Genomic DNA, 16,353 nt, shown 5'->3' with positions numbered 1-16,353 from the left:
CGGGTGCGCCGACGCCTCTCGGCCGGAGCCGGTGCAGCGACGCCCCGCAGGATGCCCGGGCTCAGCCCAGCAGTTCGGCGAGCGACAGCGGCTGACGCCCCGTGACCCGGCGGACGTCGTCGGAGACGCGCGAGAGCGCCCCGGCCGCGATCGACGTGTAGGTGGAGACCCACGCGTCGGCCTGCCACGGCTCCGGGTTCCACCTCCGGCGCGAGGCGTACGCCTCCTCGAGGGTCTCGTCGTGGAACGTCACGGTGCGGCCGGTCGCCGCCTGGACGGTCGCGGCGGCCTCCGCGAGGGTGAAGGCGCGGGGCCCGGTGAGCTCGTAGGTCTCGCCGACGTGAGCCGCCGGATCCTGCAGGACCGCCGCCGCGACCGCGGCCACGTCCGCTCGCGCGACCGCCGCCATCCGGCCGTCGCCCGCCGGCCCGCGGATGACGCCGTCCTCCCCGACGAGCTCGGCCACGAAGTCGAGGTAGAAGCTGTCGCGGAGCAGCGTGAAGCGCACGCCCGCATCGCGGATCCGCTGCTCGGTGGCGTGGTGGTCGCGCGCGAGGGTGAAGATCGCGTCGGGCGCGGCCCCGATGAACGACGTGTAGACGATGTGCTCGACCCCGGCCTCGACGGCGGCGTCCACGAAGTCGAGGTGCTGACGGAGGCGGTCGGGGGCCTCCGCGGCGGAGACCATGAAGAGGGTCCGGATGCCCGTCAGCGCGTCGACGGACGCCGAGCGCTCCCCGTACGACGCCTCGGCCACCTCGGCCCCGGGCAGACGCGGCGCGCGCTTCGCCGACCGCACCACCAGCCGCTGAGGCAGACCGGCCTCGGCGAGCGCCGCCGCCACCGCCCCGCCGACGTACCCCGTGGCTCCGGTGACCGCGAGGGTCGGTGATTCGCTCATGCGGCAAGCCAAGCACGCGCGGGCCGTCTCCGCGAGGGCCCGCGCGGCCGGGGTAGCGTGAAACGCATGGCCCTCCACCGTCTCGACCCCTCGCCCGACACCACCGCCGACGTCTACGACCGGTCGCACCCGCCGCGGCTCGTCGTCGCGCCGGGCGACACGGTCGTCGTCTCGTCGCTCGACGCCTCCGGGCACCTGGAGCGCCAGACGGTGCCGGGCGAGACGAAGCCCACCCTCTTCGCCGAGCCGCGCGGGCACGCGCTGACCGGCCCGATCCGGGTCGAGGGGGCGGAGGTCGGCGACATGCTGGCCCTGCACCTCGTCGACGTGACGCCGGGCGAGTGGGGCTGGACCGTCGCGGGCGGACTCGAGACCCACGTCAACACCCGGCTCGGCGTCGCGGACGGCGAGCGCTCCTGGCTCCTCTGGGAGCTCGACACCGACTCCGGCCGGGCCACCGAGAGCCGTGGCTTCGCGCGGCGACTCGCCCCGTTCCTCGGCGTCATGGGCCTGGCGCCTGCGGAAGAGGGCGAGCACTCCACGATCCCGCCGCGCGCGAGCGTCGGCGGCAACATCGACTGCCGCGAGCTCGTCGCCGGGTCGACCCTCTACCTTCCGGTCGCGGTGCCGGGCGCGCTCCTCTACCTCGGTGACGGGCACGCGGCGCAGGGCGACGGCGAGGTCGGCGGGACGGCGATCGAGTGCCCGATGCGGACCACCGCCAGGCTCGACGTCGTCCGCGATCGGCCGCTCGACACCATCCACGCGGAGACCCCGGCCGGCAGGATCACCTTCGGCTTCGACCCCGACCTCGACGTGGCGATGGGCGACGCTCTCGACGCCATGGTCCGCTGGATGACGGTGCTCTTCGACCTCGACAAGGCCACTGCCCTGGCGCTGGCCTCGACCGTGGTCGACCTGCGCGTCACGCAGGTGGCCAATCGGACCTGGGGCGTCCACGCGGTGCTGCCCGAGGGCATCCTGCTCTGAGACGGATGCGGGGCCGGGGCAGGATGCGGGGTCCTGCAGGATGCCGGACCGGTCCGACCCGGCGTCGCTACAGTCGAACGGGACCCCGCTTCGACCCCACACCCAGGGCGCACCATGGATCTTCAGCTCGACACCCGAGTCGTCCTCGTCGTCGGCGGGACGGGCTTCATCGGCGACGCGGTCGTGACGCGCCTCCGCGACGAGGGCGCGACGGTGATCGTCGCCTCCCGCCACGCCGAGGGCGACGGCCTCGTGCTCGACGCGCGCGACGACGCGTCCGTCGCGGCCGGCATCGCCCGGATCCTCGACGAGCACGGCCGGATCGACGGCCTCGTCGTGACGGCGGCCCCCAGCGCGCAGACGCTCGACCCCGCGAAGAACTCCGACCCCGAGCAGATCGCGGAGGCGTTCGACGCGAAGGCGCTGTCGTTCCTGCGCGTCGCTCTCGCCGCGATCGCGCCGATGCGCGAGGCCGGCTTCGGCCGCGTCGTCGGCATCAGCGGCCAGAACGCGCTGATCACGGGGAACATCACCGGCTCGGTGCGCAACGCGGCGCTCATCCTGATCGCGAAGAACCTCGCCGACGAGCTGGCGGGGTCAGGAGTCACGGTGAACGCCGTCAACCCCGGGATCGTCCGCGAGGCTCCGGCCGTCGAGGTCCCGGCCGGGCGTCCCGGCGAGTCGAGCCCCGCGCAGATCGCCGACCTGGTCGCGTTCCTCGTGTCGCCGCTGGCGTCGACGTCCGGCGAGTCCATCGCCGTGGGCCACCGCCTCCGCGGCGCGACAACTCTCTGAGCCTCTGTAGCCGGCCCGCCCCGCCCCGGCGAGACTCCACAACACGCCGCTCATCTTCCGGGCATCCTGCATTTCGTGGAGTCTCGCGTCGAGCCGCGCGGCCTTCGACGCGCGAGACTCCACGAATGACGCCTCCGGACGAAAGTGAGTGGCGAGTCGTGGAGTCTCGCGCGAGCCGTGCTGGCGCTCGCGCGCACCCGGCCCGACGAGCACAATGGGGACATGTGCGGTCGCTTCGTCGTTGCCCGGGCCACGTCCGATCTCCTGCCGAGCCTGCTCGAGGGCTTCCCGGAACTCGCGGACAACTTCAACGTCGCCCCGACGACGCCCGTCCCCGCCGTCCGCGAGCGCCACGGCGAGCGCGAGCTGGCCACCCCCCGGTGGGGTTTCGTCCCGCCCTGGTACCCCGACCTGAAGAAACGACCGCAGCCCATCAACGCCCGGATCGAGACGGTGGCGACGAGCGGCATGTTCCGGAAGGCGTTCGCCTCCGGCCGCTGCGTCATCCCCGCGCTGGGGTACTACGAGTGGTCGGAGACGGAGAACGGGAAGCAGCCGCACTTCATCCACGAACCCGGAGGCGCCCTGGCGATGGCCGGGATCGTGACGGCGTGGCCCGATCCTGCGAAGGAGGAGGACGACCCCGACCGCTGGATCCTCTCGACCGCGATCATCACCCGCGACGCGCACGTCGCCCCGGGCGAGGTCCACGACCGGATGCCCGCGTGCCTGACGCCCGCCGGCTACGACGCCTGGCTCGACGGCGACCTCGTGCCCGACGACGCGCTCGCGCTCCTCGACGAGGAGTCGCTCGAGGTGGCCCACGGCCTGGCGCACTTCGAGGTGTCGAAGGATGTCAACAGCGTCCGCAACCGCGGCCCGCAGCTGATCGACCCGCTGCCCTAGCGGCTCGAGTCTCGGCGCGCGACCGTCACCAGGCGATCCGCGCGAACTCCGCTCTCAGCCGCCGCCCTCGATCCGGGTCGAGGCTCTCCACCCAGCCGATGCGGCCGAGCAGGTGAGCCCGGAAGTCCGCGTGCCCGGCCCGGTTCTGCGACGACGGTCCGTACGCCGCGCAGTTGTGCAGGATCGCCCGCAGCCGGTCGTACTCCCGCCGTCCGATGGTCGTCGACTCGTTGACGACGATGCCGGTGACGGTCTGCCGGACCCCTCGCCGACGAACCCGCGTCTTCGCGTGATTCAGCCGGTGCCCCTCGTCCGAGACGATCCGACCGACCCCGCGCACGAACGCGTCGACCCGGCCGGCGAGAGCCGCGTCGCCGCTGAAGGCGAGGTCGTCCGCGTAGCGCGTGTAGGTCGCTCCGGCGGCCCGCGCGTATCCGCCGAGCCGGGAGTCGAGCCTCCGGACGGCCAGGTTCGCGAGCATCGGCGACGTCGGGGCGCCCTGGGGCAGATGCGGGACGGCCAGCGCCCGCCGAAGCGCGAACCGCTCGTCCGACGTGCCCCCCGGGGGCATCGCGGAGAGGACAGCAGGAGGCACGGCGTGCGTCACGAGGCCCGTCGCCGAGTGCGCGACCGGCTCCGGCAGGCCCGCCTGGCGCAGCACGGAGTAGATCCGACGACCGTCCACTCGGGCGAAGAACGACACGAGGTCGAGGGCGATCACGACCTCCCGGCCGGTGTGGAGGGCCGCTCCGCTGCGGGCGCCCCGCCCGGCGACGAACCCGTGCGCGGCGTCGTGCAGCGGGAGGGGCGCGAGCAGCTCGTCGAGGACCGTCCGCTGGATCTCACGAAGCCGGAGTCCCGGCACCTCCAGGAGCCGGGGAACACGGCCCGGCCGCTGCCGCCACTCGTAGCGGTAGTGGTGGAGCGGACCGGCGGGTGCACGACGATTCCACAGCTTCGTATCGGCGAACCAGTCGAGGTGACCGACGTCGGTCCCCAGGAGCCGGGCGAGGTCGGCCACCGTGTCGACGCGGGGTCGGCGCTCGTCCGCGACGCGGGAGACGGTGGTCGTCGGCGAGAGCTGCGCGATCCGCACAGGGCGTCGGCGCGACGCCCGCCGGACGGTGTCCTCGAAGCCGTCGACGCGCAGGATGAGGGCGGCCAGCTCCCGGGGCGCGTCGCGGGGAGCCCGAAGATGCGCCGTGAGAACCGCCGTGACCACCGGTCCGACGAAACGTCGTCGCGATCCGAGACACGCCGCGGCCGCCTCACGGAGACTCGGCGCCGACCACTCCTCCGCCGCGAGGAATGCTCCGGCGAGCGCGGTGGCGACGTCCGGGGCCGGTGGCGGACCCGGCCGGGTCACGAGGTGCGAGCGACGACTTCCGGACGACTCGTCCATCGGTGCGGGTGCTGGACCGCGCTCCGCGCGGTCTGGCTCCTGCGGTGCGTGTTCCTGGTCGTTCTCCGTGCCCCGGGGTAGCCCCGGAGAGGACGGCGCAGAGCCTGCGCCGTCCGCCTCGTCCGGAAGTCGTCGCACGTCGCCACGGTAGCCCACGCACGTGCTGCGCGACAGGCCACATCGGTCGGGCATCCTGCGCGCAGGCGCCGCGAGACTCCACGAATGACGCCTCGCGCGAAAAGTGAGTGGCGAGTCGTGGAGTCTCGGCGGAGCGAGGCGGAGCGAGGCGGAGCGAGGCGGAGCCGAGGGCGGGCGCAGCGCCCGTCAGGCCGCGCTGGCGTGGGTCACGTCGCGCGGGGGCACCACGGGCACGGAGACGAGCGGCGCCAGCGCGACGAGTGCGAACGCCGCGGGATAGCCGACGAGGGCGATGAGGGCGCCGACACCGGGGCCCACCACCGCCGCAGCGACGAACTGGCCCGTGTTCTGGACCCCGAGGGCGCGGCCCGACCAGCGGTTCCCGGCGGCCTCGGCCACCGACGTGAACGCGAGTCCGTTGTCGGCGACGCTGATCGTGGTCGCGACGACGAACACCGCCGCGGCCGCCGCACCCCACGGGGTGAGGGCGAGCGCTGCGAGGAGGCCCATCGCGACGGCTCCGGCGATCCCGACGATCCGCAGGAGCCCCATCCTGCTGTCGAAGCGATCGCTGAGCGACCCGATCACGATGCGCCCCAGGGCACCCACGAACTGGGACGCCGCGATGACGAGGCCGGCGGCGGCCTCGTTCCAGTGGTACTCGCTGATCAACCAGACGAGGCCGAACGTCGAGAGGGTGAACTGCGGGAGCACGAGCAGGATCGAGACGCCGTGGACGCGCCAGAGGAACGACCCCGCCCGATAGGGGTTCTCGCCCAGCGCGGCCTGCGTCGCCGGGGTCGCGGCGGGACGCGGCGGATTGACGATGAACGCGGCGCAGAGCACGGCGAGCGCGAGATTCAGCACGATCGGGAGGACGAGCGCGGCGGCGATGCCCGACCCCGATGCCAGCGGCGGGATCGCGATCGCGGCGACGGCGACCCCGAGCGGTTGCGACATCTGCCGGATCCCCATGGCGAGGCCCCGCCGGTGACGAGGGAACCAGCCGACGACGACGCGGCCGCTCGCCGCGTTCGTGCTCGCCGCCGAGGCGCCGCCGAGGACGAGGAAGACCGCGAGCCAGACGTAGCCCGGGGAGAGCGCCGCCGCGATCGCGAAGCCGCCCGTCAGCGCGAGCCCCGCGGCGATGACCCACCGCTCCCCGAACCGATCGGCCAGGGCGCCCCAGGCGACGAGGGTGAGCACCATCCCGACACTCGGCGCGGCGGCGAGCAGGCCGGCCTGCGCGAGGGGAAGGCCGCGCTGCACGTGCAGGAGGGGGATGAGGAACGCCGGCGCGCTGACGAAGACGGTGCCGGACGACTGCGCGAGGACGCCGAGCGCGAGCATCGCCCACGCCCTGGTCGGAGTCGTGGCCTGTGCCTCCTGCGTCGTCATGCTTCTCCCGTGGTCGCGCCTCCCTCCACGGTAGGCGGTCGACGGGTGCCCGCCGCACCCAGCGGGCCGGAGCGCGCCGTGCGGGACGTCTCCCCGGCCGTGCGGGACGTCTCCCGGCTCGCGGGGCAGACTGGGGACATGAGCGGAACGATCAGCGCGGACGAGTTCCTCGCGGCGGACGGTGTCGGGGCGTGGAGTGCGGCGGGGGGCACGGCGACGGCGACCTTCGCCACCGGGTCCTTCGCCCGGGGCGTGGAGCTCGCGGTCGAGATCGGCCGTCTCGCCGACGAGGCCGACCACCACCCCGACATCGATCTCCGCTACCCGAGCGTGACCGTGCGGCTCACGTCGCACGACGTCGGCGGCCTGAGCGACCGCGACGTGAGGCTGGCGCGCGCCGTCTCGGCTGCGGCGGCGGAGCTGGGCATCCTGCCGGAGTCGGCGGGCGACACCGCGACCGGCACGGAGCCTGCCGCCACCCCCGACGAGCACCTCTGGCTCGAGGACATCCACGGCGAGGCCCCCCTCGCCTGGGCCGCCGAGCAGTCGCGAGCCACACTGGCCGCTTTCGAGTCGCCCGCGTTCGACGAGCTGGCGGGGCGGCTCCGGGAGGTCCTCGATTCCGACGACCGCATCCCGCTCGTCTCGAAGCACGGCGATCACTACTACAACCTCTGGCGGGACCGCGAACATCCCCGTGGGCTGTGGCGCCGAACCACTCTGGACGGTTACCGCAACGAGCGACCCGAGTGGGAGATCCTGCTCGACGTCGACGCGCTCGGCCGCGACGAGAGCACGGAGTGGGTCTTCGCCGGGGCGCGGCTCCTGCCCCACGACCACACGCGCGCGCTGCTGTCCCTCTCCCCCGACGGCGGCGACGCCACGACGATCCGCGAGTTCGACGTCACCCGCCGGGCCTTCGTCGAGGGCGGCTTCGTGATCCCCACCGCGAAGTCCAACGCCTCCTGGATCGACCTGGACACCCTCTACGTCGGCACCGACACCGGCCCCGGCAGCATGACCTCGTCCAGCTATCCGCGCACGGTGCGCCGCCTGCGGCGCGGTGAGACCCTGCAGGAGTCGCAGCTCGTCCACGAGGTGTCGGCCGACGACCTGCAGGCGGTCGCCTGGCACGACCACACCGAGGGCTTCGAGCGCGACGTCGTCGTCGAGGCCGTCGACTTCTACCGCAGTCGCACCCTCGTCCTCGTCGACGGCGCGTTCCGGCGGGTCGACGTCCCCGAGGACGCCGACGTCACCCTCCACCGCGAGTGGCTCCTCGTCCAGCCCCGCTCGGACTGGGCCGTCGACGGCGAGACCCTCCCGACCGGTGCGCTCGTCGCCTTTCGCTTCGACGACTTCGTCGCGGGGGGCAGGAGCCACGACATCCTGTTCCACCCGGACTCCCGGAGCGCCCTCGAGTCCTGGAGCTTCACCCGCGACCACCTCGTCCTGAGCGTCCTCGAGGACGTCGCGTCGAGCATCCGGGTGCTCGCCCTCCCCCTCGGCGAAGCCGGCTGGGACGAGGTCGCCCTCGACGGGGTCCCGCCCCTCAGCACGGTGCGCGTGCTCGACACCGACCCCGACGAGTCGAACGAGCTCTGGCTGCACGCGACCTCGTTCACCACCCCGGCGACCGTGCTGCGGGGGGTGATCGGGAGCGAACCGCTCGAGGTCGTGAAGACGTCGCCGGCCTTCTTCGACGCCTCCGGCATCGAGGTCTCGCAGCACTGGGCGGTCTCGGACGATGGCACGCGCGTGCCCTACTTCCAGGTCGCCCGCGGCGATCTCGTCGAGGACGGCTCGCATCCGACGCTCCTCTCCGGCTACGGCGGATTCCAGGCGTCGCGCCTCCCCGACTACAGCGGCGTCATCGGCCGAGCCTGGCTCGAGCGCGGCGGCGTCTTCGTGCTGGCGAACATCCGGGGCGGCGGCGAGTTCGGACCGGCGTGGCACACCTCGGCGCTCCGCGAGAACCGCCACCGCGCCTACGAGGACTTCGCCGCCATCGCCCGCGACCTCGTGACCCGCGGGGTGACCGTCCCGGCGCGCCTGGCCTGCGAGGGGCGGAGCAACGGGGGCCTCCTCGTCGGCAACATGCTCACGACCTATCCGGAGCTGTTCGGGGCCGTCGTCTGCGGCGTCCCCCTCCTCGACATGCAGCGGTACACGCACCTCTCGGCCGGGGCCTCGTGGATCGCCGAGTACGGCGACCCCGACGTGCCCGCCGACTGGGAGTTCATCCGCACGTTCTCGCCGTACCACCTGCTCCGGGAGGGCGTCGACTACCCCGCCACCCTCATCTACGCCGCCACGAGCGACGATCGCGTCGGGCCCGTTCAGGGGCGCAAGATGGCGGCCAGGATGCAGACGCTCGGGATCCCCGGCGTCCTCTACTACGAGAACGACGACGGCGGTCACGGCGGAGCGGTCGACAACGCGCACAGCGCCCGCCTGTTCGCGTTGATGTACGACTTCGCCTGGCGGGCGCTGGCGCGGGGGTAGTGCCGCTCGGGCTGAGCGGCGCGGGCCGTCAGCCGGCGATCGCGTCGAGCTCGGCGACCGCGTCGGCCGGCAGTTCCAGGCCGGCCCCGGCGACGTTCTCGCGGAGGTGGGCGCGCGACGAGGTGCCGGGGATGAGCAGGATGTTCGGCGAGCGCTGCAGGAGCCACGCCAGCGCGACCGACATCGGCGACGCCCCGAGGCGCTCGGCCACCGAGCCCAGCACGTCCGACTGCAGCGGGGAGAAGCCGCCGAGCGGGAAGTACGGCACGTAGGCGATGCCCTGCTCGGCGAGGGACTCCACGAGAGCGTCGTCCTCGCGGTTCGCGATGTTGTAGAAGTTCTGCACGAACGCGACCGGCGCGATCGCCTGCGCCTCCGCGATCTGCGCGGCGTCGACGGTGCTGACGCCGAGGTGCGCGATCAGGCCCTCCTGCTGCAGCTCGGCCAGGACCGTGAACGGCTCGGCGAGCGAGCCGGGCGTCGGACGGTCCATCCCGCCGACACGGAGGTTCACACCGTCGAGACGGTCGACGCCCAGGCGGGCGAGGTTGTCATCGACGGCCTTGCGCAGCTGGTCGCGTCCGAGCGAGGGGATCCAGTTCCCCTCCGAATCGCGGAGGGAGCCGACCTTCGTGACCAGGCGCAGGTCGGCTCCGTAGGGGTGGAGCGCCTCGCGGATGATCTCGTTCGTCACGAACGGCCCGTAGAAATCGGACGTGTCGATGTGCGTGATCCCGAGGTCGACGACCTCGCGGAGGACGGCGATCGCCTCGTCGCGGTCGGCGGGCGGCCCGAACACGTGGGGGCCGGCGAGCTGCATCGCGCCGTAGCCGACGCGCGTGAGGTGGAGGTCGGGGGCCGGAGTCGGCGTGAAGACGCCGCCCGGGAGGGTCGTGGTGGCCATGGGTGTCCTTTCGGGGAGCGGGGAGGCGCTCCGCTCCCTCCACTCTGCGACGGCGCGCCCGAGAACGCCCGCGTGTCCGATCCGTCTCTGCAGATGTTTCACACATCTTGTTTAACATCCTGGTCGTTTGTAGGGTGAGGTGACCGACACCGCCGTCCCTCGTCCCCCGGAGCCCCATGCGTCCCCTGACCACCCTCACCGCCCTCGCAGCACTGTCCACGCTGACCTCGTCCGTCCTTCTGGTGACACCTCCCGCCTCGGCGGCGGCGGCCACGGTCACCGCTTCGACTCCCGCATCGAGCGCCTCGGCCGCGGAGTCCGCGTCGGACGCTGCACCCGGAGTCCGGGCGCCGTTCACCGCGCGCGTCGCCGCCCTGCAGCACGCCCTCGGCCGGATCACGCTCGCGGGCACCGGTCGCGCGGGCACGATCGTCACCGTGTCCGGCGAGACCCTCGCGGCGCCCACCTCCGTCGTCGTCCGGGCCGACGGCTCCTGGCGGGCCGTCGTGTCGGGGCGAGCGGGCGTGAACGCCGTCACCGTGACTCCTGCGGGTGCCGCCGCTCCTCTCACCCTCGCCCCCGAACTGCTCATCTACCCCACCATCTCGATGTTCGCGCGGGTCGACGGCTGGGGCCGCTCGATCGAACTGGAGGGCCTCGCCAACCGGGCCTGCGCCCGCATGATCGTCTCCGTCGACGGGCACGAGATCGGGCGGACGACGGCCGGCGCCGACGCCTCCTGGTCGTACCGCCTCACGGGCCTGTCGTTCGGACAGCATCACGTCGAGGTCGAGCAGCACTTCGACGGGTCCTTCAACGGCGGCGTCGACGAGGTCTACCTGCTCGACGGCTCGGCGCGCGTCGACTCGACGACGGTCGACGTCGACTCCGCGACGATCACGCTGCGCGGCGGAGCCCCCGTCGGCACCCGGGTCGCGCTGCGCGACGCACACGGCGTCCCGATCGAGACGACGACGGGCTCCAGCGAGGTCGACGCGGGCTCCGGCTCGTGGGAGGCCGTCGTGCCGTTCCCCGCCGGCGACACCCGCCTCTACCGCATCGGCGTCGTCACGCTCCTCGCGGGCGCCGTGGGCGGGACGACCGCCACCCAGGCCGTCATCCCCGTTCCGCTCACCGCCTCCGTCGAGTCGTCGAAGCCGAAGAAGCTCGTGCTGACGGGTCGCGGCGAGCCCGGTGCCACCGTGCGATTCCGCGACTCCGCCGGCTCCCCGCTCCGTGACGCGGACGGCAACACGATCACCGTCGAACTGGGCCGCTCGGGGCTGTTCACTCGCACCCTCGATCCGCGTCTCGTCTCCGGCCGCACGGTCGTCCTCACGCAGGAGCAGGCGGGTCGCGTCCTCGGCCGCGCCGCGGTGGTCTTCTAGGGCGTCGTGCCCCGCGGCACGGGGTCGCATCGGGTCGCCGGTGGCCCCGACCGGGGGCTGTCGCGCGGTGTTCCGCGCGCGCTAACGTGTGGCCGCACATCGATCACACGACCCGAAGGATCCGACCATGGCATCTCCCACCCCTCAGCCCTACGGCGGCACCGGCTACTCGACGTCGAAGTACAACACGCTGGCCATTGTCGGATTCGTCCTGGCGTTCGTCATCAACATCGCCGGCCTCGTCGTGAGCATCGTGGCCCTGTCCCAGATCAAGCGGACGGGGGAGCGGGGCCGCGGTCTCGCCCTCGCCGGCATCATCATCGGGGCGGTCTCGATCGTGCTCAGCATCGTCATCGTGATCGTCTTCGTGGGCCTCGCCGCGCAGTTGAGCACGACGACCACCTACTGACCGTCGTCGGACGCGAGACTCCACGATTTCCTGCTCCGCGTGAACATGAGCGGCGAGTCGTGGAGTCTCGCCGGGCCACCCGGGCAGCCCTGGCATCCGCGACACGCAGCCGAAACACGCACCCCGTAGAATCCGGCCACCGGCCATCGCCGCGCTGAGAGAAATGATCCCCCCGTGCGTCTTCGCTGGCTCGCCGTCGTCGTCCTCCTGTTCGCCTCCTTCATGGACCTCCTCGACACGACGATCGTCAACGTCGCGCTGCCGTCGATCGAGAAGAGCCTCGAAGCCACGCCGGCGCAGCTCGAGTGGATCGTGTCGGGCTACGTGCTGTCGTTCGCCGTCGTCCTGATCACCGGCGGTCGCCTCGGCGACATCTTCGGCCGCAAGCGCCTCTTCCTCATCGGGGTCGCCGGCTTCACGCTCGCGTCCGCGTCCTGCGCGGCGGCGACGAGCGGCGACATGCTCGTCGTCTCGCGGCTCGTCCAGGGCGGCTTCGGGGCGATCATGATCCCTCAGGTGCTCTCGATCATCCAGGTGCTCTTCGCTCCGAAGGAGCGGGCGGGCGTCTTCGGTGCGCTGGGAGGCATCTCCGGAATGGCCGCTGTCGCGGGACCCCTGATCGGAGGCGTCCTCGTGACGCAGAACGCGTTCGACCTCGGCTGGCGGAGCGTCTTCATCATCAACGTTCCGGTGGGCATCCTGCTCTTCGTCGCCTCGTGCCTGTGCATCCCGGAGTCGAAGGCCGAGAAGCGCGTCCGGCTGGACGTCCCGGGGGTCGCCCTCGTCACGGCGGCGCTGTTCCTGCTCGTCTACGGCCTGATCGAGGGGCGGGCGCTCGACTGGCCCGTCGGAATCTGGATCATGATCGTGGCCAGTCCGATCCTCCTCGTGATCTTCACGGTCTATCAGAGGGCCCGCGACGAGAAATCGGGCTCGGCGCTCGTGCCGCCGTCGCTGTTCCGGAGCCGGGGCTACTCGGCCGGCGTGATCACGCAGTTCTCCTTCAGCGCCTCCATCGGCGGTTTCTTCCTGATCCTGGTCCTCTACCTGCAGATCGGCCTCGGGTTCTCCGCCATCGACGCGGCCCTCGCCACGCTCCCGTTCAGCATCGGCGCACTGGTCGGGAGCGGTGTCGCCGTGCCCCTCGGCCCGCGACTCGGGAAGAGCCTGATCCTGGTCGGGGCGCTCGCCCAGGTCGCCGGCTACCTCTGGATCCGCGAGATCGTCGCGGCGCGCGGGAACGACCTCGTCGGGGCCGACATGATCGTGCCGATGACTCTGGCGGGGCTCGGCCTGACACTCCTCGTCGTCCCCCTGACCGACGTGGCGCTCGCCCAGACCTCGATCGCCAACGCGGGGGCCGCGTCCGGTGTCCTGGGCACCTTCCAGCAGGTCGGCTCGGCCCTCGGGGTCGCCGTCGTCGGGGTCGTGTTCTTCGGGATCGTCGGGGTCGCGTTCACCCCGACCGTGCTCCGCGACGCCTTCCTCGCGGGCATCTGGGTGCCCATCGCGGCGCTGATCCTCGCCGCGTTGGCCACGTTCCTGCTGCCCACCGTCAGCCAGGTCGCGGCCCACAAGGCCGACGCCGAGAGAGCCCTGAACGACGCCGAGGCCTCGCGGACGTTGACGCCGTCGACCTAGACTGCTGAACACGACGCGATGGGGCGTCCGTCGGCGCTCACCACCGCCGAAGACGAATCGGGGGACGATGTCACGACTCACGCACCGCAGGGCGACAACCATCGGGCGGGCTCTCGCAGGAGCCCTGGCCGCCGCTCTCCTGGTCGGGGCGGCTCCCGCTCTCGCCGCTTCCGCGTCTCCTGCCCCTCCGTCCGCCGCCGCCGCGGCACCGGCGGCGTCGGCCGCCGTGGCGCCGTCCACCGGCCGCTACACCCCCGTCGACACGGCCCGCGTGTTCGGCGCGACCGTCGGCACGTCGCCGGTCACCGTCGCGATCGCCGGCAAGGCCGGGGTCCCCGCGCAGGCGACCGCCGTGGTCGTCAACGTCGAGGTCTCGAAGCCGACCGCGACCGGCTACGTCCGCGTGACTCCGGCCGGCCGCGACGCCTCCGTCGCGACGCAGGAGTTCACCCGCGGCGGCACGATCTCGAACCTCGCGACCGTCAAGCTCGTGAACGGCAGGATCCAGGTCAAGCTCTCCGCCGGAACGGGCACGGTGTTCCTCGACGTCGCGGGCTTCTACTCCGACGACGCGTCGGCCTCCACCTACTCGCCGCTGGCGAACTTCCGCCTCTTCGGCAGCACCGTCGGCACCGCGCCGGTGCGCGTCCCGGTGGCCGGCGTGGGCGGCATCCCGTCCGATGCGACGGCGGTCGCCGTCAACGCCGAGGTGTCGAAGCCGACGTCGGTCGGCTACGTCCGCGTGACGCCCGCCGGTCAGGATCCGGCCGTCGCCGCCCAGGTGTTCGGACGCGGCCAGACCATCTCCAACCTGGTCGTCTCCAAGCTTAGCGGCGGGGCCGTCCAGGTGAAGCTCTCCGCCGGATCCGCCACGGTCTTCCTCGACGTCGCCGGCTACTACTCGCCGTCCTCCACCGGGTCGGTCTTCGTCCCGATCGACACCACCCGCTCCTACGCCGGCGCGGTCACGACGTCGTCGCGCGTCATCCCCCTCGCCGGCACCGCGGGCGTCCCCGGCACGGCCACGGCCGTGATGGCGAACGCCGAGGTCGAGAACCCGACGGCCGCCGGCTACGTCCGGATCACCCCGGCCGGCACCGACGCGAGCGTCGCCACGCAGGTCTTCTCGGCCCGCCAGACCATCTCCAACCTGCAGATCGCCAAGGTCGCGAACAAGGGGGTTCAGGCGAGGGTCTCCGCGGGATCCGCGACGCTCTACCTCGACGTGTCGGGGTACTTCCTCGACGGCAGCTCCGGCTCGGGGATCGGCAACGACATCTCCTGGCCCCAGTGCGGCAAGGCCTACCCGACCGACCAGGCCTTCGGCATCGTCGGCGTCAACAACGGCCTCGCCAACAACACCAACCCGTGCCTCGCCGACCAGATCGCCTGGGCGATGGGGTCCGCAGGAGGCACGGCCCAGCCCCAGGCCGCCCTCTACGTCAACACGGCCAACCCCGGGCCCGCGAGTTCCGGCTGGCCCACGAGCAACCAGTACCCGTCCGGTACCCCCGTCACGAACCCGTACGGCACCTGCACCGGCACCAACTCCACCCCCTGCGCGTGGATGTACGGCTACGCCCGGGCCTACGACGACCTCAACAGCCGCGGCGTGGCGTCGCCGGCGAGCTTCACCTGGTGGCTCGACGTCGAGGCGATCAACACCTGGCAGTCGAGCACCGCGGCCAACCGGGCCGACCTCGAGGGCATGACGGCGGCGTTCACGAAGGCCGGAGCCGGGGTGGGCATCTACGCGCTCCGGAGCGACTGGCAGGCCATCGTCGGCTCCGTCCCGACCACGAGCAGCCTCAGCCCCCTCCCCAACTGGATCCCGATCGGCCCGGCGACGCTCGCCGCCGCCCAGAAGGCCTGCTCGGGTGCCCCGCTGACGCGCGGGAGCATCGTGATGACGCAGTACGTCTCCGGCGGATTCGACTACGACAACTCCTGCCGCTGAGCGCAGGAGCCCCGGGCCCGCGTCGGTCCGCGGCTCCTGCGCCCCGGTGCGGTGTGCCGACGCTGTTCTAGCCAAGTGGGTGGCTTACCCGTACAGGGAGGCGCTGGTGCCGCTCACTCGGATCCCGAACGCGCCGGAGGCGACGTTACCGATCGGGCCGATACCGGCGGTGAACGTGAGCTCAGCCCACGCAGGTCCGGCAGACGAGGCCGTTGCGCGCTTGACGGAGGCGCTGCACGAGGCCCCGCCCACCGAGTTGTTGCAGTACCTGCCGCGGACGTCGCGCACCTTGTTGGCCGTGTAGTCCACGGAGAAACCAGCGTTGCTCACCAGATCGGCGATACCGATCTTGCAGCCGGTGTACCAGCCGCTGGCACTCTTGCAGCCTGTCTTCGACGGGTTGAGACCGCGCGTGTCTTCGGCGGCCGATATATTCGTCTCGATCCACCGCTGGGATCCGTCCGCGAACGTTTCGACGGTCCGCGTGAGGCCGTCACGGTCGACGTCTGTGGACGTGCTGACCGGCGCCGCATCGGTCTGCGAGTCGAGCGGCTGGCCCGCGTTCAGCTTGGCGATGAGCCGGTCCTGCACATCCGCGGTGATGTTCACGTCGTTCATCGTGGTGCGCACGGCCGCTTCCTCGCTCGCACTGAGCACGTGGACCTCGGCGGCGCCAGCGGGTACAGCTCCAAGTAGAGCGGTCCCTACGAGGCCGCAGCCGACCAGGGCAGCGGTGATCGTGCGCGAAGCGCGTGAATGATGCGTCATTGCAATCCCTCTCATGAAATGTCAAAGGAGAAATTCCAGTGACGATTCAGGGAGCCTGCCATCCGCCCGCGGGAGGTATCAAATCAGCGGCGGCGGCGAGCTCGAAAAGACTGCAAGCCCCACGAGATCAGCGCCACAACGGCTATGACGATGACCAGGGCGATGACGACATTGAGGTTTCCGAACATGGATACATGGTATGTCACTGTGGCGTATTGGTGGGAACAGACGTGAGTTGGCGTCGAGTGCTG

The 16,353-nt window shown here is 72.1% G+C and carries 13 protein-coding genes; 8 read left to right on the top strand and 5 right to left on the bottom strand.

What is annotated here, in order from left to right; translation table 11 throughout:
• Positions 1-61: 61 nt before the first annotated feature.
• Entirely contained in the window at positions 62-901 is an 840-nt protein-coding gene (locus tag AS850_RS00420) for an NmrA family NAD(P)-binding protein (RefSeq protein WP_119867341.1), read from the bottom strand.
• Between the two features lie 66 nt (positions 902-967).
• Between AS850_RS00420 and AS850_RS00415 the strand changes: the two genes are divergently transcribed.
• The 3 genes from AS850_RS00415 to AS850_RS00405 all read left to right on the top strand — a co-directional run bounded on the left by AS850_RS00415 (position 968) and on the right by AS850_RS00405 (position 3,592).
• The gene (locus tag AS850_RS00415; protein ID WP_119867340.1) at positions 968-1,891 is read left to right on the top strand and encodes an acetamidase/formamidase family protein; all 924 of its coding nucleotides are present in this window, start codon (positions 968-970) and stop codon (positions 1,889-1,891) included.
• Positions 1,892-2,005: 114 nt separating this feature from the next.
• The gene (locus AS850_RS00410) at positions 2,006-2,686 is read left to right on the top strand and encodes an SDR family NAD(P)-dependent oxidoreductase (RefSeq protein WP_119867339.1); all 681 of its coding nucleotides are present in this window, start codon (positions 2,006-2,008) and stop codon (positions 2,684-2,686) included.
• Positions 2,687-2,908: 222 nt separating this feature from the next.
• Entirely contained in the window at positions 2,909-3,592 is a 684-nt protein-coding gene (locus AS850_RS00405) for an SOS response-associated peptidase (protein ID WP_119870049.1), read from the top strand.
• A gap of 25 nt (positions 3,593-3,617) precedes the next feature.
• Here AS850_RS00405 and AS850_RS00400 read toward each other — a convergent pair whose 3' ends face one another.
• Both AS850_RS00400 and AS850_RS00395 read right to left on the bottom strand, forming a co-directional pair.
• A complete protein-coding gene (locus AS850_RS00400) occupies positions 3,618-4,994 on the bottom strand; it encodes a reverse transcriptase family protein (RefSeq protein WP_119867338.1) in 1,377 nt (458 codons plus the stop codon).
• A 324-nt stretch (positions 4,995-5,318) separates the two neighbouring features.
• A complete protein-coding gene (locus AS850_RS00395; protein ID WP_119867337.1) occupies positions 5,319-6,530 on the bottom strand; it encodes an MFS transporter in 1,212 nt (403 codons plus the stop codon).
• 138 nt (positions 6,531-6,668) lie between these two features.
• On the opposite strand from AS850_RS00395, the gene AS850_RS00390 reads away from it, so the two are divergent.
• On the top strand, positions 6,669-9,035 hold the full coding sequence (locus tag AS850_RS00390; RefSeq protein ID WP_123955400.1) for a prolyl oligopeptidase family serine peptidase: 2,367 nt from the start codon (positions 6,669-6,671) through the stop codon (positions 9,033-9,035).
• Positions 9,036-9,063: 28 nt separating this feature from the next.
• Here AS850_RS00390 and AS850_RS00385 read toward each other — a convergent pair whose 3' ends face one another.
• On the bottom strand, positions 9,064-9,939 hold the full coding sequence (locus AS850_RS00385; protein ID WP_119867335.1) for an oxidoreductase: 876 nt from the start codon (positions 9,937-9,939) through the stop codon (positions 9,064-9,066).
• 176 nt (positions 9,940-10,115) lie between these two features.
• On the opposite strand from AS850_RS00385, the gene AS850_RS00380 reads away from it, so the two are divergent.
• From AS850_RS00380 to AS850_RS00365, 4 genes are all read left to right on the top strand, one after another.
• Positions 10,116-11,327, top strand: coding sequence for a hypothetical protein (locus AS850_RS00380; protein WP_119867334.1), 1,212 nt, complete (start codon positions 10,116-10,118; stop codon positions 11,325-11,327).
• 127 nt (positions 11,328-11,454) lie between these two features.
• Positions 11,455-11,736, top strand: a complete 282-nt coding sequence (locus tag AS850_RS00375) for a DUF4190 domain-containing protein (protein ID WP_119867333.1) — start codon at positions 11,455-11,457, stop codon at positions 11,734-11,736.
• Between the two features lie 174 nt (positions 11,737-11,910).
• On the top strand, positions 11,911-13,377 hold the full coding sequence (locus AS850_RS00370) for an MFS transporter (protein WP_216819808.1): 1,467 nt from the start codon (positions 11,911-11,913) through the stop codon (positions 13,375-13,377).
• 67 nt (positions 13,378-13,444) lie between these two features.
• On the top strand, positions 13,445-15,334 hold the full coding sequence (locus tag AS850_RS00365; protein WP_119867332.1) for a hypothetical protein: 1,890 nt from the start codon (positions 13,445-13,447) through the stop codon (positions 15,332-15,334).
• Positions 15,335-15,418: 84 nt separating this feature from the next.
• Here AS850_RS00365 and AS850_RS00360 read toward each other — a convergent pair whose 3' ends face one another.
• Positions 15,419-15,964 carry a hypothetical protein gene (locus AS850_RS00360; RefSeq protein ID WP_123955399.1) on the bottom strand — a complete coding sequence of 182 codons (546 nt, stop codon included), beginning with the start codon at positions 15,962-15,964 and terminating at the stop codon, positions 15,419-15,421.
• Between the last annotated feature and the right edge of the window lie 389 nt (positions 15,965-16,353).

This window comes from Frondihabitans sp. 762G35 (assembly GCF_002074055.1).
GTDB lineage: Bacteria > Actinomycetota > Actinomycetes > Actinomycetales > Microbacteriaceae > Frondihabitans.
This window is presented reverse-complemented; position numbering and strand designations above follow the sequence as displayed.